The organism is Streptomyces bikiniensis (assembly GCF_000716625.1).
In the GTDB taxonomy this organism is placed as follows: domain Bacteria; phylum Actinomycetota; class Actinomycetes; order Streptomycetales; family Streptomycetaceae; genus Streptomyces; species Streptomyces bikiniensis.
On the sequence record NZ_JNXJ01000009.1, the window covers coordinates 30,616 to 56,161 of the forward strand.

Here is a 25,546-nt window from a genome sequence, read left to right on the forward strand (position 1 = left end):
TTCGGAAACGGTGTCGACCGTCGGGGCCGTGCCAGGCGTATGCCCGGTGAAGCGAGAGACCCGGGAGTTGCCGTTGACCGTCGAAGAGTTCGAAGCGTTCTACGTCCAATCGGTCGGGCGGCTCACCGGGCAGCTCTACGTCATGCTCGGTGATCTGCAGGAGGCTGAAGACGTTGTCCAGGAAGCGTTCGTCAAGGCCTGGAACCGGCGGCGCCGGCTGGACCGCGACAGCGGACCGGAGGCGTGGATCCGCACGGTCGCCTGGCGTCTCGCCGTGAGCCGGTGGCGCCTCCGGCGGCGTACGGCCGACGCCTGGAACCGGCGGTCGGCCCCGCCCCACGCGGCCGGCCCCGGGCCGGAGCACGTGGTCCTGGTCGACGCGCTGCGCACCCTGCCGGCCCAGCAGCGGCGCACCGTCACCCTGCACTACCTGTGCGACCTCACCGTCGAGCAGATCGCGGGCGAGACCGGACTGTCCGCCAGCACCGTCAAGACGCACCTCGGCCGGGGGCGCGCCGCCCTCGCCGACCGGCTCAAGGACACCGAGCAGGAGGCCGGATCCCGATGAACGAGCACTCCGATCCCTCCCTGAGGGCCCTGTTCCGGGCCGCCGCCGACCACGGCAGCCGGGAGGCCGCGACGCTCCCGGTCGCCCAGGTCGTCGAACGGGGCAGGCGGGCCCACCGGCGCCGGCTGGCCCTCGGCACGGCCACGGCGGGCGTCGTCGCCGTCCTCGGCCTGGCGACGGCCGCCTCCCTCGTCCCCGGCCCCGCCGCCGGTCCCGCCCTGCCCGCGACGAGTCCCTCCGTGCCCGGGCCGGGGCCCAGCCCCTCCGCCCGCCCCGGGCCTCCGCCCCGGGAGACGGAGGACGCCGCTCCGCCGGACCACGGCAGCGCGACGACGTACGGGCAACGGACCCGTCCGCCGACGACTTCCGACCGGACGACGCCACCGACGGCCCCGCCGTCGACGGCGACGACCATGGCGACGACGGCACCGCCGCAGGGCTGACCCGCCCCCTCTCCCCCTTTTCCGGTTGAACCCGGGTGAACTCGGACGAACCCGGCTGATCCCGGCCGAGCCTGAAGATCCCGAGGCCGACCGGCCGCGTCCGCCCTCCCGGGGCCGAGCGGCCTCGTCCGCCCTCCCGGGGCCGACCTACCGCATCCACCCTCCCGGGGGCGGCCGACCGCGTCCGCCCTCCCGGGGCGGCCCCGCACCGACCAGGCCGCCCCGCCCTTCCCCGTACCCCCGCGCCCGCCCGTACCGCCCGTGCCGTCCGCACCGCACCACGGGCGTGACCGTGCGTACCCGCGCCCTCACGGAGAGACCTCACCCATGCCGATCTCGGCGCCCCCCTCCCCCCGGCATGCCCCCGTGCGGCCGGGCTCCCCCGTGCGCCCGGCGCCCGCGGAGGCCCCGGCCGCCCCCCGCCTCCGCCGCGCCGACCGCGAGGTCCTGTGGCTGTACCTGCTGACGCGGGTGGCCGTGTGGACGACCGCGTACTGCACCCGCTGGCTGTTCCCGGCATCCGGTGACGCCCGGGCGCCCGCGCCGGTCCTCGCGCCCTTCGAGCACTGGGACTGGGGGCACTTCCTCAACATCGCCAGGGACGGCTACTTCCCCGAAGGGCCCGGCGAGGGGGACAACCGGGAGGCGTTCTTCCCCGGCCTCCCCCTGGTCCTGCGCGCCGTGCACGTCCTCGTACCGCACTGGACCGTCGCCGGACTGCTCGTCTCCCTCGTCGCCGGGGCCGTCGCCGCCGTGGCCCTCGCCCGGATCGCCGAGCTGCACCTGCCCGGTTCCGGCGCGGGCCGCCGCGCCGCCCTGTTCCTGCTGGTGTCGCCCTGCGCGGTCTTCCTGACCGCCGGATACAGCGAGGCGCTCTTCCTCGCCCTCGCCCTGCCCGCCTGGCTCGCGGCCCGGCGGCAGCGGTGGCTCCTCGCCTCGGTGCTCGCCGCCGGCGCCACCACCGTCCGCATCAGCGGACTGTTCCTCGCCGCCGCGCTCGTCGTCCTCTTCCTGACGACCTCGACGACCCCAACGGCCCCGACGACGCGGCGGGACGAAGGGACGAGCCGGAAGCGCGACGCCGCCTGGCTCGTCCTCCCCGGGCTGCCCGCGCTCCTCTACTTCTGGTACCTGTACGGGCGGACCGGCGACCCCCTGGCGTGGAAGCACGCGCAGGAGCGCGGCTGGTACCGGCACTTCCGCGCCCCCTGGGAGGCCTGGTCGCAGACCTGGCACGAGGCCTTCGACCGCACCCAGGCCACCGGTTACGCCGCCCAGTTCCAGGCGGACCTGCTCGCCATGGTGCTCGGCCTGCTGCTGCTCGGCGTCCTCGTCGTGCGGCGCCGCTGGCCGGAGGCCGTGTACCTCGCGCTGACGCTGTGGGCGCTCGGCACCTCGTACTGGTACATGTCCGTGGCCCGCAGCACCCTCCTGTGGTGGCCGCTGTGGGTCGGCCTCGCCGTCTGGAGCGTGCGCCGGCGGTGGGTCACGATCGCCTACCTGTGCCTGGTCGCGCCGCTGAGCACCGTTCTGGCCGTCACGTTCATGACGGGGCGCTGGGCGGGCTGACGGCCGGGGAGCGGCCGTGCCGCACGTGGCCTCACAGGGTGGCGGGGGAGACCTCCTCCAGGCTCTCCGCGAAGACCCGCCCCGGCCCCGGCTCCACCGCCGGACGGCCGCCCCGTTGAATGGACCGAGGACCGCTGCCGGGCGGGGGGCGTCACCTTCGACGTGAGCAACTCCGTCGGTACGGCCCCGCTGGTCCGGGACCCGGACGCCCTCCTCATGTGACGCCCCCCTCATCCGTGGCGCGGCGCCCGCAGCAGGTTCCCCGGGTCGGCCGCCCGGTCGATCGCCGCCTCGACGGCGGCGACGCGGTCGGCCAGCAGCCCGAGGGCGGCGACCGCGCGGGCGAGGGGATCGTCCCCGGAGCCGCCGAGCGCCCGCTCGCGGACGTACGCGGCGCTCACCTCGGCCCAGCGCGCGGCCTGCTCCGGGGTGAGAGTGCCGCGCAGTTCGGCGAGGCGGAGCAGGTTGGCCTCGGCCTCGGTGGTGAGGGTCCGGGCCTCGGCGGTGTAGTGGTCGTCGATCACGGCGGCCAGCTCGGTGTCGTTCATGGCGGGCGAGATCCGGGCCGCGATCCTGTTCATGGTGCGGTACGAGCCCTGGAGCCGGAACGGCGGCGCGGTGCGGGCCGCGTCGCTGCGGGCGGCGGAGGCGATGTACTCCTCGTTGACGGCGAGGACCGTCTCGCGGGCCGTGAGGAGCCGGCCGAGGACGGCGAGGATCCTCTCCAGCTCGGCCGGGGCGTACGGGTGGACGAGCCGGTCGCGGCGCGCGGTCGGGTCACCGGCGGCGATCCGGACGAGCAGTTCCAGGTCGGCCCGGTCGCGCCCGGCGAGCGGGGCGAGGGCCGGGTGGGAGGTGAGGGCGTTCTCCACGAAGCTGAGCGCGAAGACGTCCTCCTTGCCGGTCAGGACGTCGCCGAGGTTCCAGACGTCGGCCCGGTTGGCGAGCATGTCGGGCACCCGGAAGGCCTGCCCTGACTCGGTGTACGGGTTGCCGGCCATGCAGACGGCGAAGCGCTTGCCGCGCAGGTCGTGCCCGTTCAGGGTGCGGGTGGCGTCGCAGAGCGGGATGAACTTCTGGAGGAACTCCGGCGAGGTGTGCTGGATGTCGTCCACGTACAGCAGGACGTTGTTGGCGGCCTCCAGCGCGAAGGCGATCTTCTCCAGCTCCCGGCGGGCGGTGGCGTCGGGCGCCTCGGCCGGGTCGAGGGAGGTGGTCCGCTGTCCGAGGGCCGGTCCGTCGACCTTGACGAGGAGCAGGCCGAGGCGGTCGGCGACGTACTCGATCAGGGTGGTCTTGCCGTAGCCGGGCGGGGAGAGGAGCAGCAGCAGGCCGTGGGAGTCGCTGCGCTTGGCGTCCCCGGCGGCGCCGAGCTGCTTGGCGAGGTTGTCGCCGACGAGCGGCAGGTAGACCTCGTCCACGAGCCGGTTGCGGACGAAGGAGGACATGACGCGGGGGCGGTACTCGTCCACGCGGAGGCGGGCGCGCTCGGCCGCGACGAGTTCGGCCCTGCGCTCCTGGTAGGCGCGGAAGGCGGGCACGTCGTTTTCGGAGAACTCCCGTGTCCTGGCCAGGAATTCGTCCAGCCGCACGTCGAGCGCGCGGTCACGGACGCGGGGGTGGGCGCCCAGGAGACCGGTGACCGTGGCGGCGGTCGGGGCGTCGACCTCGTACCGTTCGAGCCCGGGGCAGAGCTCGACGGCGACGGCCTCGGTGAGCACCCCCCTGTCGAGTCCTTCCCCGTCGAGCCCCTTCCCGCCGCGCACGTCCCCGTCGAGCGGTTCGCCGTAGGTGGAGGCGGAGGTGGAGGCGGAGGCGTAGGCGGTGAGCCAGGCCTCGACCAGCTGGCGCCGCGCGCCGAGGTCCGTGAGCCCGGCGAGGGCGTCGTCGTACGCGGAACCGCCCACGGCGCGGCGGAACACGGCGAGGAGGGTGCGGGCCGCGTCGGAGACGGCGAAGCCGCTCGGGGCGGCGGCCAGCTCCTCGACCAGGTACGCGGCGGCCACCGGGTCGCCGATCTCCCCGGCCAGTTCGGCGCGCAGTCCGTCGACGGCCGACGCGGCGCCGAAGAGGTCGCGGGCGCGGGTCAGCGAGACCGCGCGGCGGGTCCACTGATCGCGAGCGTCCTCGTCGGCCGTGTGGGCCCAGAAGAGCTGGGCGGCGGCCCGGGCCGCCGCCGGGTACCGCAGCAGTCCGGCCTTCTCGCGGAGGCCGAGGAGCACGTCCAGGATCGCCGCCGCGTCGTGGTCGTGGACGCCGCGCTCGTACCCCTCGTCGTAGGCGGCCTCGGCGGCGGACCGGGTCAGCGCGGGCAGGTCGGCGCCCGCGAGGCCGGCCGCGCCGTGCTCGGCGAGCAGCCGGGCCGCCAGGTGCTCGGCCCGGTAGACGGCGGGCGACTCGGAGGGCAGCGTCCGGTCCCAGAACGGGCGGGTCGCGGCGAACTCCGGGTCGGTGACGGGCGCGCGGTAGTCGGTCCCGGTGAGGGCGAGGGCGAGGGTGTCCCCGTACGGGACGAGGGTGAGTTCGGGTGCCTGCCGGTTGACGGCGAAGCGGTGCCGGCCGAGGCGGACGGTGTCGCCGCCGTCGGAGAACAGCTCGGTGCGGTCGCGCAGCGCGCGCCCGGCCTCCTGGCGGGCGGCGCCGAGCCTGCCCTCCAGCTCCTCGGCCCGTACCGGGTCGCCGAGTTCGCGCAGTTCGGCGGCGGTGCGGCGGACCTTGGCGACCATCGGGTCGGAGGCGAAGTACGTGTGCACCTCGTCCGGGCCGGTCAGGGTCGCGGCCCGGCGGGCGACGGCCTCCAGGACGCGGTCGGCCGATCCGGCCAGGCGTTCGGCGCGGCGGGCGCGGGCGTCCCGGAGGGACTGCTTGCGGGCGGTGAAGGCGTCGTGGACCTCGGTGCGCCGCTCGGCGATGTCGGCGAGGAAGCCGTCGTGCTCGGCGAAGCGGGACTCCAGGTCCTCCAGCTGGAGGAGCAGGAGGCCGAGCTGGTCGTCGCAGTGGTCGGGGGTGTCGGCGGCGGCGAGCGCGCCGGTGACGGCCTGGCCGAGCAGGGCGAGTTCGGCGGCGAACTCCGCCCGGCCCTCCCGGTCGAGGAGTTCGGCGCGGCGGGCGGCGAGGACGGCGCGGGCGCGGTTCAGGCCGCCCAGGACGTCCGCGACGCGGCCCAGGATCGCGGTGCGGACGGTGGCGTCACCGATGTCGAGCCCGGCGACGATCTCGCTGAGGGTCCGCAGGCCGGTGGTCCGCTCGTCGATCAGCTCCTCGACGGGTCCCGTCTCCGCGACGGTGGCGACCTCCCCGGCCTCGGCGGCGAGCCGCTCCGCCTCGGCGTGCCGCGCGGCGAAGGCGTCCTCGCCGCGGAGGAAGGCGACGGCCCGCCGGCCGGCCGCGGCGATGTCGGACCCGACGTCCGCCGCGAGGGCGTCGATCGCGTCCGTGTCGGCGTACCGCATCTCCTTCAGGGTCACCAGGTGGCCCTGGGCCCGCCGGAGTTCGGTGATGCGGGAGATCCACTCCTCCGCCGTGGCGGGCGCCTCGCCGCGGACGCGCCGGACGAGCCGGGCGATCCGCTCGGTCGTCTCCGCGAGGGCGTCGGCGGCCTGCCGGGTGAGGGCGGTGACGGTGGCGAACTCGTCGAGGACCTGTCCGGCGGTGGACCGGAGTGCGGCGAGCGGGGTGCGCAGGTCGCCGGTCTCCGGGTCCCCCAGCCAGTGGTGGACGTCGGCGGCCCGCTCGCAGGCGGCGACGAGCGCCTCGTACACCTCGCCGGCGGGGGTGGGTTCGGTGGCCTGCCGGGCGATCGACAGGCAGTCGGAGACGCCCCGCACGAGGTCCGCGTCGCCGATGCGGGCCAGCGGGTCGTCGCTCACGGGGGCCACGTGGGTGTCGGAGACGTACGGCGTCGTCCAGACCTGCACGGGGTGGACGCGGCCGGGTTCGCCGGACTCGCCGCGCAGGACGACCATCGTCCCGTCGTCGAGCAGCGCGTGTCCCCGGCAGGCGAGGGGGGTGGCGACCTCCTTGCGGATCAGGTTGTACGGCAGGAGGAGGCCGCGGCCCTCCGCCTCGGCGTGGAAGGCGAAGAGCAGGTCCTCGCCGTTGGGCGAGCGGACCGCCCGCTCGAAGGCGAGGCCGGAGGTGTCGGTGTCGAAGGTCTTCACGACCCCGGACGAGAGGCAGTAGCCGCCGGGGAAGACGACGCCCTCGTCGTCGGGCAGCCGCAGGCAGGCCTGCCCGATGCCGTCGAGCCGGACGACGGTCCCGGTCAGCGCGTTGAAGACGAGGTACCGGACGACCTCTTCCTTGTACGGGCGGACCCGGATCAGGGTGAGGGCGCCGACGACGGCGTGGGCGACCTCGGCGTCGGCGAGGGCCTGCAGCGGTTCGGCGACCGGCTCCGTGTGGATGCCGTCGGCGGTCTCGGGGTCGTTCTCCGTCTTGACGGTGAGCACCCCGCCGGTCGTGGAGACGTACAGGCGTCCGCCGAGCGAGATGTGCGGGTGCCGGCCGGGGACGTGGTCGTCCCGGGTGCTCTCCGTCCAGTCGAGGTCGTGCGCGGGCGGGAAGGTGTGGTCGCGCTCGCCCCGGGCGTCGAGGAACCGGGCCCCGCCGGACGGTTCGAGGGCCCAGCGCAGCACCCGCAGGTCGTCCGCCTTCTCCCCGGTCCGGAAGACGGCGAGGAGCCGGTCCTCGACGCGCCGGAGCCGGAGCAGCCGCGCGCCCCGGAAGTAGCGGTGCAGCGCGGCGAACTCGCGGACGAAGCCGGGGTCGTCCAGGAGGCCGGGGACCGCGTCCCCGGGCAGCGGGTCCAGGTTCCGGTCGTGCAGGGTGAGGACGTCGGCGACCGCCGGCCCCTCACCGTCGGTGGCGACCGCGCGACCGCCGAAGAGCAGGACGTCGTCCCCGACGGCGACGACGTCGAGGAGCACCCCGGGGCGTTCGGTGCGGAGCCGGTCGGTGCCGGTGAGGGCGAGTCCGCCGGAGCCGAAGGCGGCGGTGCGGGCGGTGTTGAGGGCCTCGGCGCGCCGGGCCAGTTCGCCGGCCTGCGCGGTGAGGCGGTCGCGGAGCACCGCGTACGCGTCCTGGTCGATTCCGCCGCTCATCCCTGTGCTCCCTCGTACCGTGGTGACTGCGGGTCCGGTGCCGGCCACTCCCCCGTTCGCCGGCACCGGACCCGTTCCGACCGCACCCCCGTGGCGGTCAGTCCTCGGCCGCGCCGTTCAGCGCGGCGGTCTCGACCGGCGCGGACGGCGTCGGCAGGTAGCCGTCGAGCGCGCCGGACTTCATGAGCTTCGTAAGCAGCGCCGAGACGCTGAGGTCGCGCACGTCGGAGCTGGAGAGCGAGCCGAGCACGTTCGTCAGGTCCTCGGTGAAGGGCTGCGAGCCGTCCAGCCAGGGCCCTGCGAGGGCCTGTGCGGTCTGCGAGTGGCCGACGAAGCCGTCGACGGACTTGCCGAGCGAGACGGACTGCACGAGCCGGTCGAGGAAGACGGACTCTCCCCCGACGATGTCGATGTCGGCGTTCTCCAGGCCGGTGGCGAGGACGGTGGCCTGCGCCTCGGCGACCTGGCGCTGCACGTCGAGGCCGGCGAGCCGGACGTCCTTCTCGGCCTCCAGGCGCAGGCGGAACTCCTCGTGCGTGCGGGACGCCTCGTCCAGGGCGGCCATCGCCGCCGCCTTCTCGGTCAGGCCCGCGGCCTCGGCCTTCAGCTTCTCACCGATCGCGGTGGCCTCCGCGAGGGCCTTCTCCCTGGCGCCCTCGGCCTCCGCGAGCGCCTTCTCGCGGGCGCCGGCGGCCTCGGCGCGCAGCCGGGCCTCGGTGGCCCCGGCCTCCGCGCGGCCGGCCTTCTCGATGACGTCGGCCTCCTTGTCGCGGACCTGGACCGCCGCGAGCCCTTCGGCGGCGGCCTCGGCCTGGATGCCCTCGGCGAGGCGCATCTTGGCGCGGGCGTCCATGTCGGCGGCCTTGTTGCGGGCCTCGGCGAGGGTCAGCTCCTCGGCGGCCCGGTGCACGGCGGCCTGCTCGGCGGCCTCCGCGGCCTTGATGTCCTTGACCAGCCGCTCCTGGGCCTCGGCCTCGGCGGCGATGACGACCGCCTGGCGGTTGCGCTCGGCCTCCTCGACCGCCCGCAGCCGCTTGATGGACTCCTCCTGCTCGGCGACCGTGCGGTCCACGGCGACCCGCTCGCGGATCACCTCGGCGATCTCGCGGCGCTCCGCCTCGACCTCCTTCTCGGCGGAGATGCGGGTCAGTTCGGTCTCCCGGTCGCGGGCGATGACCTCCAGGAGGCGGTCCTTCTCGATCCGCTCGTTCTCGACGGCGATGACCCGCTCGCGGTTCTTCTGCGCGACCGCGACCTCGCGGCCCTGGTTCTCGCGCTGGATGCCGAGCTGCTCCTCGGTCTTCAGGAAGGCGCTCTGCGCCCGCAGCCGCTCCTCCTCCACCACCCGGGCGGTCTCCGCCTCCTCGCGGGCCCGTACGGTGTCGATCTCGCGCTTCTGCTTGATCTCGGCGTCGGCCTGGCGCCGCTCCAGCTCCAGGATGGCCTCGCGGGCGTCGACGTCCTGCCGGGTGATCTCCTTCTGCTCGTGCCGGCGGAACTCGTTGGTGCGCACGTTCTCGGCGGCGGTCAGCTCGGTGATCTTGCGGATGCCCTGGGCGTCGAGGATGTTGCCGGGGTCGAGCTGGGCGAGCGGGGTCTGCTCCAGGTAGTCGATGGCCGCGTCCTCCAGGCTGTAGCCGTTGAGGTCGATGCCGATGATCTCGATGATCCGGAAGCGCAGTTCCTCGCGCTTGGTGTAGAGGTCGGTGAAGTCGAGCTGCTTGCCGACGGTCTTGAGCGCCTCGGAGAACTTGGCGTTGAACAGCTCCTGGAGGGTGTCCTTGTCGCTGGCGCGGGCGGTGCCGATGGCCTGGGCGACCCGGATGACGTCCTCGACGGTCTTGTTGACGCGGACGAAGAAGGAGATCCGGATGTCGGCGCGGATGTTGTCCCGGCAGATCAGGCCGTCGCGGCCGGTCCGGGAGATCTCGATCGTCTTGACCGAGATGTCCATGACCTCGGCCTTGTGCAGCACGGGCAGGACGACCTGTCCGGTGAAGGTGACGTCGACCTTCCGCATCTTCGAGACGATCAGCGCCTTGCCCTGCTCCACCTTGCGGAACAGCCGGCTGACCACGAAGACCAGGACGAGGGCGAAGAGCAGGACAACGGCGACGAGCACGCCGATGCCCAGGGTGATGGCATCCATGGGAAACCCCGTGTGTATGGAGGTGGTTGGGGGTGCGGCGGCATCGCGTCCGCGCTGCCGGCCGGGGGCGGACGCGGTGGGGCCGCCCCGTGCGAGGGGCCTCGCGCCCGGCTCGGGCGCCGCCCGCCGGCCGTGAAGGGGCCGTACCCGGGGACCGGAGTCCTCCCGGGACGGCTACGGTTCGTCGGGGAAGAGCTTCGCCGTGCGCCGCGCGAGACCGCGGCGCGCCGTCGCGGTCAGGGAGCGGGGGTCGGCTGGGAAACGGGCACCGGCCCGGAGGCGGGCGTCCACCGCGCGGCGGGTGCCGGCCGGGAAGCGGGCGTCGATCGGGAACCCACTTATCGTGCTTCCCTCCCCCTCCGCCCGCGGCTGTCGCTGCCCGTCCCCGGCATCCACCGGGGGACGTGCCCTCCGTGGAAACATCGTGACAGGGCCATTCACTTGTTCGCATTTCCGGTTTCCGGCAATCTTGACGCATCCTTGATGCCGGTCAGCGCCCCTCGGGCGGCGCCCGGCCCGCGATCGGGTCCGTGCGTCGAGGGGGTGGGCGGCACATAGGGGTGGGGAGGACGACGGTGGAACGAGTGGTGTCCGGGGAGTACCTGGAGGGGTACGCGGAGATCCTGGCGGAGGCCTCGGCGACGGGCCGGCGGCTGACCCGCGACGAGCTGGAGGTGCTGCGGGCCCGGGGCGAGCGGGCCGCCGAGGCCGGGATCGGGCTGCGCGCCCTGATCCGGGCGCACCTCTCGGCCGCCGGGGAGCTGCGGGCGGAGCTGCCCCGCGCCGCCGGCGACCACCTCCTCGTCGCCGTCGAGCAGGCCGTCGACGCCTTCGCGGAGGGACACGAGCGGGCGGGTGTGCTGGCGGTGCGTCAGGAGGAGGCGTACCGGCGCGAGTTCATCGACGACCTGCTGTACGGGCGGAGCGACCTCGGGCGCCTCGCCCAGCGCGCCGAGCGCTTCGGCCTGCTGCTCGCCCACGCGCACGCGGTGGCCGTGGCGCAGGGCAGGGAGCCGTACGAGGACGGCGCCTCCGTCACGCGGAACGTCGAGGCGTCCCTCGTGGCCCGGTTCGGCCAGCGGCGCATCCTGATCACCACGAAGGAGGGGCGCCTCGTCTGCGTCGCCCCGGCCGACCAGCCGGAGGTGCTGTCCTTCTTCGCGAAGCAGGCGTACGCGGCGACCGACGGCGGACAGGCCGCCCTCGGGCGCCCCCACTCGGGCCCGGGCGGTGTCGTCCAGTCGTACGAGGAGGCCCTGAACGCCCTGGACCTGGCCGCCCGGCTGGACCTGAACGACCCGGTCCTGCGCGCCGCCGACCTCCTCGTCTATCCGGTCCTCACCCGTGACCGCCAGGCCATGGCCGACCTGGTGGTCAGCGTCCTGGGCCCGCTCCAGGAGGCGCGGGGCGGCGCCCGGCCGCTGCTCGACACGCTCACCGCGTACTTCGACACCGGCTGCGTCGCCGCCGGGACGGCCCGGCAGCTCTCCCTGAGCGTGCGGGCGGTGACCTACCGGCTCGACCGGATCCACCGCCTCACGGGCACCGACCCCGGCGACCCCGCCCAGCGCTACACCCTCCAGACCGCCGTCATCGGCGCCCGCTTCCTGGGCTGGCCGGAGCAGGAGCTGTGACGGCGGCGCTTCCCGCCCCACGGGTTCCGGGGCCGCGGCCCCGGAGCCCCCGGGGCGCGCCCGTCACCTGCGGCGCGTCCTCGCCGCCGCGGCCGGCGGGCCGGTAGGCGGCCCGGGTCTTGGGCGTCTCCGAGACCCGGACGGCCGTGAGCTCCGGCAGGCGTTCACTCCGGAGGTCGAAGATCCACACGGCGAGATTCTCGGCAGAAGGGGGGACATCCTCCCCCATCGCTTCGTTCAAGCGACAGTGGTCGAAGGTGTCGTCCACCCGTTTCTTGAACGCGCCGAGTTCCCGGCAGTCCCGCACGAACCCCTCGCACCGGCTCCGTCAGGTCTCCGGCCGGGGGCGGGGGCGGCTCGGGGTCACCGTCCGCGGCCGGAGGACGTACGGGCTCCTTCGAGGAGTTCGGCCAGGCCCGCGCGGGTCGCGGCGAGCACGACGCGGTCCTCGGGGCGCAGGACGTAGCCGGCGTGGAGGTCCCACAGGAGGCCCGGCGGGTCGTCGCGGTCGTGGGCGGCGGTGAGGTCGGGGCGGCGGGCCTGCGGGGCGGTGGTGTCGAGGGCGAGGACGCGCCAGGCGCCGGGCCGGAAGGCCTCCCGGACGGTCCGCCCCTCCAGCTGGGGCTGTCCGGCGACGTCGAGCGCGGCGAAGAGCAGGACGCGCCGCTCGACGGGGATGGCGCCGAGAATCTGACGGCCCATCATGGCGGTGGCGAAGGCGGGCGCGGCGAGGGTGGAGACGCTGCGGCTGCGGGTGAGCGCGTCGGGGTGGGCGGCGCGCAGGGTGCGGTAGACGGCGGTGGCGAAGTCGTCGTCGTACAGGCGCAGTGCGACGAGCAGGTCCGGCGCGAGCGTGCGCGCGTAAAGGGCGGCCTCCAGGTTGGTGGTGTCGGCGCTGGTGAGGGCGAGGAGCGCGTGTGCGCGGTGGACCTTGGCCGCTTCCAGTACGCCTTCCTGGGTGACGTCGCCGAGGACGACGGGGACGCGCAGGCTCCGGGCGAGCGCGACGCCCCGGGCGTCGGGGTCGTCCTCCACGCACACCACGGGGATGTCCAGCTCGCGGAGCCGGGCCAGGACGCGGGTGCCGATCTTGCCGAGGCCGAGCAGGACGACGTGGCCGGCGAGGCCGCGCGGCGGCCGGCGCAGCGCGGCGGCGCTGCGGTAGGCCCCCAGGGCCTCCAGGGCACCGGCGACGAGCAGGGGCAGCAGGGCGAGGCCGACGAACCCGGTGAGGAGCTGGAGGATCTGGCGGGGGGCGGACTCCCCGACGGCGGGCTCGGCGATCGCGAAGAGGTCGAGCAGGGTGATGTAGACGGCGTGCAGCGGGGAGTCGTCGGTGACGACCGAGGAGACGACGGCCAGGACGGTCACGGCCGCGACGACGCCGGCGAGGGCCCAGCGCAGCCGGCGCGAGAGGAGTTCCTTGAAGGAGGCGCCCCGGCTGGTGCGCCTGCGGGGCGTGGCGGGTTCGTGGGTGACGGCTTCCAGGACGATGGTGCCGCGGCCCGCGGCGGTCCGTACGGCGTCGTCGTCGGGGAGGAGCTGCGGGGCCTGCGGGCCGCTGCGGTCGGAGCCCTCGGCGCCGGCGGGGTCGGTGGTCGTGGAGGACAGCAGGGCGAGGGTCGCGAGGCCGGGCGCGGCGACGTCCCCGGGGCGGCTGGGGAGCCGTTCGGCGGCGCGCAGCAGCAGTCCGTCGGCCTGGACGATCTTGCGGGTGCCGGCGACGGCGGTGGCGGCGAGCGCCGGGGCGGTGGTGTCGGCGTCCGAGAGGACGATCGTCGAGGTGTCGTGCCGGCCCCGGACGTTCTCGGGGACCGTGAGGTCGGTGGCCTGGTCGAGCAGTTCCGCCATGCGCCGACCCAGGTTCCGGTTGTACATCCGCAGGACGAGCCGGATCCTCGGGTTGAGGCGGCGGGCGAGGAACGCGGCCCGCATGTTGGCCTCGTCGTCCTCGTGGAGGAGGGCGAGGGCGGCGGCCCGCGCCACGCCGACCGCCGCGAGGACCTGCTCGTCGGGGACGGCGGCGGTCACCTCCCGTACGCCCGCGCCCTGCCCGGTGTCCGCGCCGTCCGGGGGCGGCCCGCCGGGCCGCCCGACCGCCGCGCTCATCCGCCCGAGCAGCGTCGAGGCCCGGGAGAGGTTCGTCGGCCGGCTCGCCGCCCCCTCGAAACCGGCCGGCGGCGGTACGACGAGGGTGACGGCCTGCCGGTACACGTCGGCGAGCTCGGCGGCGATCCGGTGCGCGAGCGCGTCGTCCCCGCACACGACCATGTGGCCGCCGGCCTGCAGCCGCCCGTTGGCCTGGGGCACTACGGTCACGATCTCCCCCTCGGACGCCGGCATCCTTGTCCGGCACGGTTCCTGACGCCCCCTCACGACCTCTCGCATCGTTCCGGCGTGGGCCGGACCATGGTGCCACGCGGCGGTACGGGGCTCACTTCCGGATCCCGGCAGCGTTCCCCGCGGGTGACTGCCGCCGACGCCCCCACGGCACGGAGGGGACGCCACGCCACGGTCCGCACGCGGTCGCGTTCCGCGCGATCGGGGCCGGGTTACGATGCGACCGGCCGGTCCACCCGCGGCCCGCCACCGATCGGGCGTGCCGCCCCGTGCCCCGCAGGAGACCCGTCGTGACGACGCCCCCGACCACGAACCGGTTGGTCCTCGGCTGTATGGGACTCGGCGGTCCTTGGGACGCCGAGTCGTACGCGGCGGCCGATGTCGAGGCCGCGGAGAGGGCCGTCGAGGCCGCGCTGGACAGCGGTATCACCGCGTTCGACCATGCCGACATCTACGGGCGGGGCAAGGCCGAAGCGGTCTTCGGCGAGGTCCTGACCCGTCATCCCTCGCTCCGCGCGCGCATCGACATCCAGACGAAGTGCGGGATCGTGCTCGCCCGTGACGACCGGCCGGGCCTGTACGACCTGCGGGGCCCGTCGATCGTGCGGAGGGTCGAGGAATCCCTGATCCGGCTGCGCACCGACGTGCTCGACACGCTCCTGCTGCACCGCCCCGACCCCCTCGCGGACCCCGAGGACGTGGCGAACGCCCTGCACTCCCTCCATGAGCAGGGTCTCGTCCGCCGGTTCGGCGTCTCCAACATGAGCGCCCCGCAGATCGCCCGCCTCCAGGCGCACCTCTCGCTGCCGTTGGCGGTCGACCAGCTGGAAATGAGCCTGGCGAGGCGCGACTGGCTGGAGGACGGAGTCCTCGTCAACACCCCGGCCTCGGCCGCCAACGGCTTCCCCGGGGGCACCGTCGAACACTGCCTGGCCCACGGCATCACCCTGCAGGCCTGGGCACCGCTCGCCCAGGGACGCTTCACCGGCCGACAGGAGACCAAGGAGGAACACGCCACCGCCGACCTGGTGGCCCGCCTGGCCGAGGCCAAGGGCACGACCCCGGAGACGATCGTCCTGTGGTGGCTCCAGCACCACCCGGCCCGTGTCGTCCCCGTCATCGGCACCACCAGCCCCACCCGCATCAGGTCCTGCGCCGACGCCGCGACCGCCGACCCCCGCCTCACCCACGAGGAGTGGTACGACCTCTGGATCACGGCCCGTGGCCTGCCGCTGCCCTGAGCGTTCTCCGACCTCACGCCGATGCGCGGTGAAGGACGGGGACGGGTGGGCGAGCACGCGAAGCCCACGGCCGGAAGGCCGGTTCCCGAAGGGCCGCCGAACGCCGGAGGGGCCGTTTCGGATTGCTCCGAAACGGCCCCTCCGGCTACGACTCGTTCGAGTCGGGACGACAGGATTTGAACCTGCGACCCCTTGACCCCCAGTCAAGTGCGCTACCAAGCTGCGCCACGTCCCGATGCGCGTCTTCGGCGGGTTGTTCCCGCGTCGGCGTGCAGGGCAAACATTACCTCACTCCGGCGGGTGGAACGACGCACGGGCTGTCACCGCGTCGGGGGCGTGGAGGGACGCGCCGCAGTCCGCGGCCAGCTCGGTCGCCTTCGCGAGGGCGGCGGCGGAGCCGGTGGCGCGGGCCAGGTCGAGGTGGGCGCGGGCCTCCTCGTAGCGGGAGGGGGACGCGGCCAGGTGGGCGACGGCCTCGGTGAGGAGGCGGCGGGCCTCGGGCGGGTCGGCGACGGCGGCCGCGCAGCGGAGGGCTTCGCCGAGGGCCGTGGGGGTGCCGATGCGTTCGGCGTGGGCGCGGGCCTCGGCGGCGATCCCGGCCGCCCGGTCCGGGTCCGTGGGCGCGAGCGCCCGCGCGAGGTCCAGGGGCCACGGCGCCCACACCACGTGGTGGCGGCCCCGGTCGACCAGGGCTTCGGCCGCGGCCTCCAGGGTGTCCACCGCCTCCTCGACGCGTCCCTCCGCGAGCAGCAGCCGGCCGAGGACGCTGGGGCCGTCGGGCAGGACGATCGCACCCGGCCACGGCGGTCCGAAGGAGTAGCGGTCGGCCACGCTCCGCGCCTCCGCGGTGCGTCCCCGGGCGACGAGCGTGTCCACGAGAAGGCATGCGGTGTCCCAGTGGACGGGGAGGCCGTTGCCGACCCGGTCGGCCAGGCGCAGGCCCTCCTCCAGGTAGTGCTGCGCCCTCGGCAGGTTGCCGCGGCGCCGGTGGACGAGGCCCAGGAGGGTGTGGGCGAAGGCGAGGTGGGCGCCGCTCCGGCCCGAGATCTCGAAGGCGCGGGCCGCCTCCGTGAAGAGGATCCCGGCCCGGTCGGGACGGTCGGAGAAGGCGTACGCGATGCCGGTGAGGGCCGGGATCTCGAAGCCCCAGGTGGGATCGGTCCAGCCGAGGCCCCGGGCCGGTATGCCGTCGACGAGGGCGAGGTCGCAGAGGCGTACGACCTCGTCGGCGGGTTCGCCGCGCATCATGGCGTCGAACCCGCGCACCGTGAGCAGGGCCCGCTCGGAGTTGTCCGCGCCGGTGAAGTGCGCGGTGAGGTCGGCCAGGCGGCGGGAGCGGGCGGGGCCGTCCTCCTCTGCGGCCTGGAACCCCTCGTACATGAAGTTCGCGGCCTGCAGGCGGCGCCGGTCGGTGCCGGGCGGGGTGCGGACGGCCTCGGCGGCGAGGACCCGGGCGGCCTCCCGGAGCTGGTTGTTGTGGGCGAGGGCCTGCGCGAGCCGGTAGGTGGCGTCGATGCGCAGGCCGTCGTCCAGGCCCGGCAGTTCGAGCGCGGAGCTCAGGTGGCGGACGGTGGCGGCGGGCGCGGTCAGCAGGGAGGCGCAGCCCAGTTCGTACAGCACCCTGGCGTACGAGTCCGGGCCGGGCGGTTCGGCCAGGGCCCGCTCCAGACAGCGCCGGGCCGCGTCCGGGGCGCCCACCGCGAGGTGTTCGTCGGCGGCGGCCCGCAGTTGGTCGACGACGTCCTCGTCCTCGTCGGGGTGCACTTCGAGGAGGTGCCGGGAGACGGCGGCCGGTCCGTGGCCCGCCCCGGTGAGCGCCCAGGCCGCCCGCCCGTGCATCGCGGTCCGCGCGGCCGGTGACATCGAGCCGTACACGGCGGACGCGATGAGGGGGTGCGCGAACTCCAGGTGGGTGGGGGCGGGGGACGGCTGGAGGGGTTTCGGGTGGGCGGGCTCCCGTGTCGCCGCCGGGGCGGGGGCGTCTTCGGCGCGGGGGCCGGCGTCCGGTCCGGTCGGCTTCCCCGGTCCCCGTCCGTTCTGCGCCTCCCGGTCCGCCCTCGTCGTCACGATCCTCGCCTGGCGGAGGAGTTCGGCGTGCTCGGCGACCTCGGACTCGCTCATTCCGGCGAGCGACGCCAGGAGGCCCGGGGTGCTGTCCGCGCCGAGGACGGCGATCGCCCGGGCGAGCTGGGTCGGGCCGACGCCGAGTTCTTCGAGGCGGGCGACGAGCCCGCCGCCGCGCGCTTCGGCGCCGAGGCCGCGCAGGAGGGAGGCGGAGCCCGCGACGGGTTCGAGCATCCGGTCGCGGGCCTTGGCGAGGAGTTCGACCGTCTCGTACGGGTTGCCCGAGGTCACCGTCCACAGTTCGCGGCAGAACGGCCCGTCGGCGTGGCCGCCCAGCGTCTCCCGGGCGAGCGCGGCGGTGGCCTCGGGCGTGAGGGCGTGCAGGCCCAGGGTCACGACGGCGCGGTCGGCGAGCGCGGCGAGGACGGCCGGCACGCCGGTGCGCCGCGGCCCCTCCGGCAGGGGCCGGTGGGCGAGGACGACCAGGGCGGGCAGCCGGCGGTCCCGCCGGATCCGGGTGAAGGCGTCGAGCCACGCCAGGGATTCGGCGTCGGCCCAGTGCGCGTCGTCCACGAGCAGCACCGGGGGCCGGTCCCGCAACCGGTCCGCGAGCCGTTCCAGCAGCTTGGCCAGGCCGTCCCGCACACCCTGCGGGTCGGCGGGCGCGGCCGACGAGGAGGGCGGCGGGGCGAGGCCGAGCGCGGGCGCGAGCAGGTCGAAGTGGCCGCCGCAGAGGAGCCGTACGTCCTCCTCGTCGAAGCGGTCGAGCGCGGGCTGGAGGAGCTGGCGGGTGACGTGGAAGGGGACCGAGGTGAGGGTTTCGCCACCCCGGGCCGTCAGGACGGTGCAGCGGTCCCGGGCGGTGCGCCGGATCTCGCGGAGGAGGGTGGTCTTGCCGATGCCCGCCTCTCCCCGGTAGACGAGGATGCCGCCGCGCACCGGGCCGCCGGCCGTCGCCCCGGCGACGAGTTCGTCCACGGCGTGCGCTGCCGCGGCGAGCTCCGGGTCGCGTTCGAGCAGCCCGCCGTACGACCCGTCCGGGACCATGGGCGCGAACGGCGTGACGGGCGACGGCTTTTCGGGATCCGACGACACCGGTGACTCACTCCCCTACCCGAGCTTCTTGCGCGCCGCGGCCGGCGAGACCCACGCGGACCGGCACGAAGCGCTTGTCGGACGAGCCTAGCGTTCCTGATCGTTCCGGGGGTGACAATGGCGGGGTGAACCGGACCACGCATGATCGGGGCAGGGACCGCGACGAGGAGGGGCGGGCCCGCAGCGCCCGTCCCCGCGACGGCCTCGGCCGACCGCTGCCGTACGGGGCGGAGGGGGTGCCCCGGCAGCCGGAGGGGGTCGTGCGGGATCCCGCCGCGACCCTGCGCGAGGCGCAGCGGCTGCTCGACGCCGGGATGCCCTTCCACGCGCACGAGGTCTTCGAGGACGCCTGGAAGTCCGGGCCGGAGGCGGAGCGCGACCTGTGGCAGGGGCTCGCCCAGCTCGCCGTGGGCCTGACGCACGCCGCCCGGGGCAACGCGGCGGGCGGGGCGCGGCTGCTGCGGCGCGGCGCCGACCGGCTGGCGGCGGCCGGGGCGGGGGCCGGGGCCGGGGCTTTTGGACCCGGGGCTCCCGGGAGCGGTTCTCCGGCCCCGGGTCCGTACGGGATCGACGTCGGCGGGCTCGTCTCCTGGGCGCGGGAGCTGGCCGGGCGTACGGAGGGCACGGAGCGCACGGAAGGGGGCGCGGGGGACGGGGCTGTGGGGCCCGTCGTGGTCGACGCCGCCGCCGAGGCGCCGCGGCTGCGCCGGAACGCCTCCTGAATCCGCTCCCTCCCGAGCCCATCCGCTCTTGAACCCGCTCCCTTCCGGGCCCGTTCCCTCCTGGACCGTTCCCTCCCGGGCCCGTTACTTCCCCGCCCCCTCGATCTCCTCCCGCAGTACGGCCGCGTGGCCGGCCGCCGGGTCCGTGGTCGCCGTGAGGAGGGTGACCGTCCCGCGGGCCGCGAGGTCCTTCAGGCGGGCGAGGGGGTCTCGTAGACGCGGCGGACGCGGACGGCGGGGGTGTGTGCGGCCATGGGGCCAGGGTGCCGGACGGCGCCCCGGCTCACCCGGTGGCGCGCAGCGCCGGAAGGAGGACGGCGTCCACGAAGGCCCGCATGGCCGAGGTGTCCGTGAAGCGCTCCTCGCAGATCCGCTCGATGCGGAGCATGCCGAGGAAGGAGGGGGCCACGAAGTCGACGGCGGGGTTCCCGGCCTCGACCTCGCCGCGCTCGACCGCACGCGCCACGATCGCGTCGATGGCCGCGATCTCGGGGGCGATGACGGTCTCGCGGAGCGCGGCGCGCAGATCGGGGTGCTGGATGTACGCCTGGGCCACGGCCTCCATGAGGCCGGCGTCGCGCTCGTGGTGGGAGGCGGCGACACGGGCCGCCTCGCGCAGGTCGCCGGCGAGGGTGCCGGTGTCGATGCCGCCGAAGACGACGCAGCGCCGCCGGGCGAGGGCGGCGGTGACGAGCCGGGGCTTCGTCCCCCACTGCCGGTAGAGCGTGGCCTTGCCGCACTTGGTGAGGGCCGCGACGCCCTCCATGGTCACCGAGTCGTAGCCGCCCTCGCGGAGGAGGCGGAGCACCGCGTCGTAGAGCTCGGTCTCGCGCTCCGGCGTGATCTTGCTGCGCCGGGCTGCGGCGGTCGCGGCCTGTGTGGACATCGGTCCCTCCCGTAGGGGTCTCCCTCTGCACATACGAGAGTAGGGGGTGCACAATCGAGACGCAAACGTATCGATACGCTTGCGTCTCGATGAGAACGGATCTAGGCTTCCTCCGTTTGCTGCCGATTTGACTGATTGACCGATGGACGGATCAGAGGGCCGTGCGATGGCTGCCGGGATGAGCGGGATACGAGGACCACGTCCTGCAGGACCTGGGGCGACGCCTACCCCCGGCCCCGCCGGTCACGCCGGTCACGACATCGGCGCGGAGAGCGCGGAGAGCGCGGAGAGCGGGCAGGCCCCGGGCCCGGAGGAGAACCCGCCCCCACGGCAGGTCCCGCGACCGCCCCTCCTGCGCGAGCTGCTGCTCGTCACCGCCCTGTTCCTCGTCTACAAGTTCGGCCGGCTCTTCGCCAACGGGCACGAGGTCCGCGCCTTCCACAACGCCGACCGCGTCTGGGACGCCGAGCGCGCGTTCCACCTGCCGGGCGAGGGGGCGGTCCAACAGCTCCTGATGCACGGCGAGCCGCTGATTCGGGCCGCGAACACGTACTACGCGGCCGTGCACTTCCCCGCCACGGCCGCCTTCCTCGTCTGGCTGTACCTGCGCCGCCCGGCGCACTACCTGTGGTCGCGCCGCGTGCTCGCGCTCCTCACCGCCGCCGCGCTCGCGCTGCACCTGCTGGTGCCGCTCGCGCCGCCCCGGATGCTCGCCGCCACCGGCCTGGTCGACACCGCCCGGGTCTACGGCCCCTCCGTCTACGGGGCCGTGCCGGAGACGGACTCGATGGCGAACCAGTTCGCCGCCATGCCGTCGCTGCACTTCGGCTGGGCCCTGATGGTCGCGATCGGCCTGATGGCCGCCACCCGCTCCCGGTGGCGGGCGCTCTGGCTGCTGCACCCGCTGGCCACCCTGCTCGTCATCGTCGGCACCGCCAACCACTACTGGTTCGACGCGCTCGCCGCCGCCGTGCTCCTCGGCCTCGCGCTGCTCGCCGTCCGCGCCCCCGGCCACCGGACGGCGACCCCATCCGTACGCCGTCCGCCCGGGGCGGCGGCCCTCCCGGTCGGAGCCCTGCGATGAATCCCGCCGCCGGCACCGCGCTCGCGGTGCTCCTCTCCCTCGTCTCCGCCGCCGGTTACGCGCTCGCCGCCGTCGCCCAGTCCCGGCTCGCCGCTGCCTCGCCCGCCTCCCCCGACGGACGCGGAGCGCTGCGCGCGCTGCTCGCCCGGGGGCAGTGGTGGTGGGCGGTCGGCCTGAACGCCGCCGGGGCCCTCGCCCACGTGGCCGCCCTGCACTACGGTCCGCTGACCCTGGTCCAGCCGCTCGGCGCGCTGACCCTCGTGGCGGCGCTGCCGCTCGGCGCGTACTGCGCGCGCCGGCGGGTGACCCGCACCGAGTGGCGCGGAGCCGCGTGGACCCTGGCCGGTCTCGTCGGCCTGGTCGCGGTCACCGGGCCCGCGGCCCCCGGCGAGGCGCTCAGCCTGCGCGAGGCGCTGGTCGTCGCCGCGGCGACGGCGCTCCTGATCGCCGCGCTCTCCTCGGGCCGCCGCCACGGGCCCGAGGGGCGGGCCGCCGGACGCGGGCTCGGGCACGCCACGGCCTCCGGCATCGCGTCCGGTGTCGCCTCGGCGCTCACCCAGACCCTGACGGCCGCGCTCGCCCTCGACCTCCCCGGCGCCGAGCCGACCTGGTGGCAGACCGCGCTGCTCGCGGTGCTCATATCCGGTTTCGCCACGGGCGGGCTGCTGCTCTCCCAGGCCGCCTACCGGGGCGGGCTCGCGGCGCCGCTGGCCGTCGTCAACCTCTCGAACCCGGCGGCCGCCGCCGTGATCGGCGTGGCCCTCCTCGGCGAGACCTTCCGGGCGGGCGCGTGGGGCTGGTTCGCCGCCGCCGGAGCGTCGCTGATCGCGGCGCGGGGCGTGGTGCTCCTGACGAAGGGCGACGGCGGGACGGGAGAGGCGGGGGCCGCCACCGGGACGGGTGCCGGGGCCGTCGCCGACGCGAGCGCCGAGACCGGGGCCGTCGTCGGGGCCGGGGGCCTTCCGGCGGCCCGGATCGCCGGTCTCGCCGCGCCGGAGACCGAGCCGGCGGGCGTCCCGCTCGCGGGGTGAGGGCGGACGTCACCCGCATTCGTCACCTTGACGACAACCGAATCCACCCCCTATCGTCAATATGACGACAAGGGGGCTTCCATGGCCGACATCACCCGGCGGGCCGGCTGGCGCCATCTGCGCTCCGCGCCCACCGCGCACATCCGCCACCAGCGACGGGGAAAGCTCGTCCACGACGGCGAGGGGCTCAGCTTCTGGTTCCGGCCGCGCACCGCCGCCCTCTCCGAGGTGCCGGTGAACGACCGGGAGCTGGCGATGGCCTTCCACGCCCGCACGGCCGACTTCCAGGACGTGAGCGTGCAGTCCACCGTCACGTACCGGATCGGCGACCCGGGCGCCGCGGCCACCCGGCTCGACTTCTCCATCGACCCCGACACGGGCGCCTGGCGCGGCACCCCGCTGGAGCAGATCGCCACCCTCCTCACCGAGACCGCCCAGCAGCACGCCCTCGACGTCCTGGCCCGCACCACCCTCGCCGCCGCGCTCGTCGACGGGGTGGCGGCGGTACGGGACCGCATCGCGACCGGCCTCGCCGCCGAGCCGCGCCTGCCGGACACCGGCATCGAGGTCGTCGCCGTCCGGGTCGTGGCGATCCGCCCCGAGCCCGAGGTCGAGCGCGCCCTGCGCACCCCCGCCCGCGAGCAGATCCAGCAGGAGGCCGACCGCGCCACCTACGAGCGCCGGGCGGTCGCCGTCGAGCGGGAGCGCGCCATCGCGGAGAACGAGCTGGCCAGCAAGATCGAGCTGGCCCGGCAGGAGGAGCGGCTGGTCGAGCAGCGCGGCACCAACGCGCGGCGCGAGGCCGAGGAGAACGCCGCCGCCGACGCGGTGCGGGCCGAGGCCGAGGCCGTACGGAAGGTCCGGCTCGCCCGGGCCGAGGCGGAGGCCGCGCGCGAGGTCGGTGAAGCGCGCGCCGGGGCGCAGTCCGCGTGGCTGCGGGCGCACGCGGAGGCCGATCCGGCCGTTCTGCGCGCCCTCGCCGTGCAGCGGGCCGCCGAGAACCTGCCCCGGATCGAGCACCTGACGCTCTCCCCCGACGTGCTCACCGGACTGCTCGCCAAGCTGGGCGGCGAGGGCGGGTCGGGCGGGGCCGGCGGGGCCCGGTCGTGAGCCTCGCGCCGCGCGCGGTGCTCGTGCACCGGACGACGGAGTACGAGGAGTTGCTCGCCCGGCACGGCACCCACGGGCAGGCCGCGTTCTTCCTCTCCGCGCGCGGTCGCTCGGTCGAGGACGTGCGGGAACGGCACGAGCGGGCCCGTCGGGCGCTCGCCGAGGTGGCGGGCGCGGTGCCGCTGACGTGGCGGCAGACCCGGGTGGAACGCGCCGATCTGGACCGGTTCCTGTTCGGTCCCGAGGACGTCGTGGTGGTGGTCGGACAGGACGGCCTGGTCGCCAACGCGGCGAAGTACCTGACCGGACAGCCCGTCGTCGGCATCGACGCGGACCCGGGGCGCAATCCGGGCGTCCTGGTCCGGCACCGGGCGGCGCAGGCGCGGCGGCTGCTGCCGTACGCGGCGGGGGAGGGCGCGGCGGCCGACGAGCTGACGATGGTCGAGGCCGTCACCGACGACGCGCAGCGGCTCCTGGCGCTCAACGAGATCTACGTCGGGCCGCCGGGCCACCAGACCGCCCGCTACACGCTCGGGCTCGACGGGACGGACGCGGCGGCCGAGGCCCAGGCGTCGTCGGGCGTCCTCGTCGGCACCGGCACAGGGGCCACGGGCTGGCTGCGCTCCCTGTGGGAGCAGCGCTCCAGCGCCCTCCCGCTGCCCGCGCCGTCGGACCCCCGGCTCGCCTGGTTCGTGCGCGAGGCCTGGCCGTCCCCGACGACCGGCACCACCCGCGTCGAGGGGCTCCTCGACTCCGGCGCGGGCCTGCGCCTGACCGTCGAGTCGGACCGCCTGGTCGCCTTCGGCGACGGCGTCGAGTCGGACGCGCTCGAACTGACGTGGGGCCAGACGGTCCGCCTCGGCATCGCCGCCCCGCGCCTGCGCCTGGTGCACTGAGGCGGGGGCGCCGCGCGGGGCGCGGGGCACCGAGGGAAGCGGTCGCGGCCGGGCCGATCGGCCCGATCCGGACGGAGGCCCCACCCCAGCGCCGCCGGTCACGGCCAGGTCCGGTCACCCCGGACCGGGCGGAAGCCCCACCCCGGCGCGGAAGCACCGCCGAAGCACCCCAGCCCCGCCGGTCAGGGCCACGTTCGATCGGCCCGAGCCGGACGGAGACCCCGCCCCGGTGCGGAAGCACCGCCGGAACGCCCCGCCCCGCCGGTCACGGCCGGGCCCGATCGGCCCGATCCGGACGGAGGCCCCACCCCAGCCCCGCCGGTCACGGCCAGGTCCGGTCACCCCGGACCGGACGGAGGCCCCACCCCGGCGCGGAACCACCGCCGAAACCCCCCGGCCCCGCCGGTCGCGGGCGGGTTCGCCCGGGTCGGGCAGGGCGGGGCCCCGACCCGGTGCGGGAGCGCCCCGGTCGCGGCCGGATTCGATCGGTGGGGGTCGGGCGGGAGTCCGTACGGCGTTATGCTCGGCGCGCTTTGCCCGGGTATCCGCCCGGGCGTGGCCGGGGCGTCCGGCGCTTTCCGTACTCCCGCACCCCCGCACCCCTCCCGGCCGTCGAAGGACACCCCATGGCCACCGGCTCGCTGACCGTCTCCCCCGCCACGCCGCAGGACTGGGCACTGGTGCGCTCCTGGGCCGCCGAGGAGGGGTGGAACCCGGGGGTCTCCGACGTCGCGGCGTTCTTCGCGCAGGACCCCGGCGGCTTCTTCCTCGGCCGGATCGGCGGGGAGCCCGTCTCCGCCGTCTCGGTGGTCGACTACGACGACGCCTATGCCTTCCTCGGCTTCTACCTCGTGCGCCCCGAGCTCCGCGGTCTCGGCCACGGCCTGGCCACCTGGCGGGCCGCGCTCGGCCACGCGGGCGACCGGGCCGTCGGGCTCGACGGCGTGCCCGCGCAGCAGGACAACTACCGGCGCTCCGGGGCCGGGACCTCGCCCGCGTACCGCACGGCACGGTACGCGGGCGAGGTCCCGGCCCCGGAGCGCCCGCCGGCCGGCCTGGTCCCCGCCGGGCGGGTCGGCGCGGCCGCCCTCGCGGCGTACGACGGCGCCTGCCACCACGCCGACCGGCCGCGGTTCCTCTCCGCCTGGCTCACCACCCCCGGGCACCGCGCCCTGGCCCGGGTCGTCGACGGGCGTCTGACCGGGTACGGGGTGGTTCGTCCCGCCCAGGACGAGGCCCGGATCGGGCCGCTGTTCGCGGACGGTCCGGCGGACGCGGCGGCCCTGCTCGACGGACTCGCCGCCGAGGCGAGGGACTTCGGCTCGGACCGGATCGCGGTCGACATGCCGGAGGTCAATCCGGCGGCGGCGCGCCTGGCCCTGGAGCGCGGCCTGGAGCCGACGTTCGAGACGGCCCGGATGTACACCGGGCCCGTCAGGCCGGTGGCCCGCGAGCGCGTCTTCGGCGTCACCACGCTCGAACTGGGCTGAACGAAGGGCTCCGGCGGGCCCGCCCCCCTCCCCCCTCACCGACCCCCCGCCACCCCCTGAGGGGTGACAAGGGTTTTCCCCGTATCGGGTTCACCTCCCCGTTCCCTACTGTCCTCCGCACC

General features: G+C 75.6%; 17 protein-coding genes and 1 tRNA gene. 11 read left to right on the forward strand and 7 right to left on the reverse strand.

All coding sequences use genetic code 11. The features are described from left to right. Positions 1-73: 73 nt before the first annotated feature. From OO47_RS09110 to OO47_RS09120, 3 genes are all read left to right on the forward strand, one after another. A complete protein-coding gene (locus tag OO47_RS09110; protein ID WP_030215343.1) occupies positions 74-568 on the forward strand; it encodes a SigE family RNA polymerase sigma factor in 495 nt (164 codons plus the stop codon). Next, a complete protein-coding gene (locus OO47_RS09115) occupies positions 565-1,011 on the forward strand; it encodes a hypothetical protein (RefSeq protein WP_051716107.1) in 447 nt (148 codons plus the stop codon). The genes OO47_RS09110 and OO47_RS09115 overlap by 4 nt, the downstream gene beginning before the upstream one ends. Before the next feature lie 327 nt (positions 1,012-1,338). Next, positions 1,339-2,580 carry a mannosyltransferase family protein gene (locus OO47_RS09120; protein WP_030215349.1) on the forward strand — a complete coding sequence of 414 codons (1,242 nt, stop codon included), beginning with the start codon at positions 1,339-1,341 and terminating at the stop codon, positions 2,578-2,580. A 230-nt stretch (positions 2,581-2,810) separates the two neighbouring features. On the opposite strand, the gene OO47_RS09125 is transcribed toward OO47_RS09120, so the two are convergent. Both OO47_RS09125 and OO47_RS09130 read right to left on the reverse strand, forming a co-directional pair. Further along, positions 2,811-7,682 (reverse strand): DNA repair ATPase, encoded by a 4,872-nt coding sequence (locus tag OO47_RS09125; protein WP_033208539.1) that lies wholly within the window; start codon positions 7,680-7,682, stop codon positions 2,811-2,813. 97 nt (positions 7,683-7,779) lie between these two features. Continuing rightward, positions 7,780-9,831 carry a flotillin family protein gene (locus OO47_RS09130; protein ID WP_030215354.1) on the reverse strand — a complete coding sequence of 684 codons (2,052 nt, stop codon included), beginning with the start codon at positions 9,829-9,831 and terminating at the stop codon, positions 7,780-7,782. A 575-nt stretch (positions 9,832-10,406) separates the two neighbouring features. Between OO47_RS09130 and OO47_RS09140 the strand changes: the two genes are divergently transcribed. Continuing rightward, the gene (locus OO47_RS09140; protein ID WP_033208542.1) at positions 10,407-11,465 is read left to right on the forward strand and encodes a PucR family transcriptional regulator; all 1,059 of its coding nucleotides are present in this window, start codon (positions 10,407-10,409) and stop codon (positions 11,463-11,465) included. On the opposite strand, the gene OO47_RS34810 is transcribed toward OO47_RS09140, so the two are convergent. Together OO47_RS34810 and OO47_RS09145 are read right to left on the reverse strand one after the other, a co-directional pair. Then, on the reverse strand, positions 11,422-11,772 hold the full coding sequence (locus OO47_RS34810) for a 6-pyruvoyl trahydropterin synthase family protein (RefSeq protein ID WP_078489549.1): 351 nt from the start codon (positions 11,770-11,772) through the stop codon (positions 11,422-11,424). The two genes, OO47_RS09140 and OO47_RS34810, sit on opposite strands and share 44 nt — an antisense overlap. A gap of 56 nt (positions 11,773-11,828) precedes the next feature. Further along, complete coding sequence (locus tag OO47_RS09145) at positions 11,829-13,736, reverse strand: potassium channel family protein (RefSeq protein WP_030215362.1); 1,908 nt, start codon at positions 13,734-13,736, stop codon at positions 11,829-11,831. Between the two features lie 359 nt (positions 13,737-14,095). Here OO47_RS09145 and OO47_RS09150 point away from each other — a divergent pair, with 359 nt between their 5' ends. Beyond that, positions 14,096-15,046 carry an aldo/keto reductase gene (locus OO47_RS09150; RefSeq protein WP_234323111.1) on the forward strand — a complete coding sequence of 317 codons (951 nt, stop codon included), beginning with the start codon at positions 14,096-14,098 and terminating at the stop codon, positions 15,044-15,046. Positions 15,047-15,207: 161 nt separating this feature from the next. Here OO47_RS09150 and OO47_RS09155 read toward each other — a convergent pair. Together OO47_RS09155 and OO47_RS33290 are read right to left on the reverse strand one after the other, a co-directional pair. Then, a tRNA-Pro gene (locus OO47_RS09155) sits at positions 15,208-15,281 on the reverse strand. A 53-nt stretch (positions 15,282-15,334) separates the two neighbouring features. Continuing rightward, positions 15,335-18,157 (reverse strand): ATP-binding protein, encoded by a 2,823-nt coding sequence (locus tag OO47_RS33290; RefSeq protein WP_037624034.1) that lies wholly within the window; start codon positions 18,155-18,157, stop codon positions 15,335-15,337. Positions 18,158-18,330: 173 nt separating this feature from the next. On the opposite strand from OO47_RS33290, the gene OO47_RS09170 reads away from it, so the two are divergent. Continuing rightward, positions 18,331-18,927: a DUF309 domain-containing protein gene (locus tag OO47_RS09170; RefSeq protein ID WP_030215372.1), complete on the forward strand. Its 597-nt coding sequence runs from the start codon at positions 18,331-18,333 to the stop codon at positions 18,925-18,927. Positions 18,928-19,210: 283 nt separating this feature from the next. Here the strand turns inward: OO47_RS09170 and OO47_RS09175 are convergent, their stop codons facing one another. Beyond that, on the reverse strand, positions 19,211-19,813 hold the full coding sequence (locus OO47_RS09175) for a TetR/AcrR family transcriptional regulator (protein ID WP_030215375.1): 603 nt from the start codon (positions 19,811-19,813) through the stop codon (positions 19,211-19,213). Positions 19,814-19,991: 178 nt separating this feature from the next. On the opposite strand from OO47_RS09175, the gene OO47_RS09180 reads away from it, so the two are divergent. The 5 genes from OO47_RS09180 to OO47_RS09200 all read left to right on the forward strand — a co-directional run bounded on the left by OO47_RS09180 (position 19,992) and on the right by OO47_RS09200 (position 25,424). Continuing rightward, a complete protein-coding gene (locus tag OO47_RS09180; RefSeq protein ID WP_078489551.1) occupies positions 19,992-20,897 on the forward strand; it encodes a phosphatase PAP2 family protein in 906 nt (301 codons plus the stop codon). Then, positions 20,894-21,928, forward strand: coding sequence for a DMT family transporter (locus OO47_RS09185; protein ID WP_030215382.1), 1,035 nt, complete (start codon positions 20,894-20,896; stop codon positions 21,926-21,928). The genes OO47_RS09180 and OO47_RS09185 overlap by 4 nt, the downstream gene beginning before the upstream one ends. Positions 21,929-22,009: 81 nt before the next feature. Further along, positions 22,010-23,038 (forward strand): SPFH domain-containing protein, encoded by a 1,029-nt coding sequence (locus tag OO47_RS09190; protein ID WP_033208548.1) that lies wholly within the window; start codon positions 22,010-22,012, stop codon positions 23,036-23,038. Continuing rightward, complete coding sequence (locus OO47_RS09195) at positions 23,035-23,934, forward strand: NAD(+)/NADH kinase (RefSeq protein WP_030215389.1); 900 nt, start codon at positions 23,035-23,037, stop codon at positions 23,932-23,934. Before OO47_RS09190 ends, OO47_RS09195 begins: the two co-directional genes overlap by 4 nt. Positions 23,935-24,560: 626 nt before the next feature. Further along, complete coding sequence (locus OO47_RS09200; protein WP_030215397.1) at positions 24,561-25,424, forward strand: GNAT family N-acetyltransferase; 864 nt, start codon at positions 24,561-24,563, stop codon at positions 25,422-25,424. The last annotated feature ends 122 nt before the right edge of the window (positions 25,425-25,546 follow it).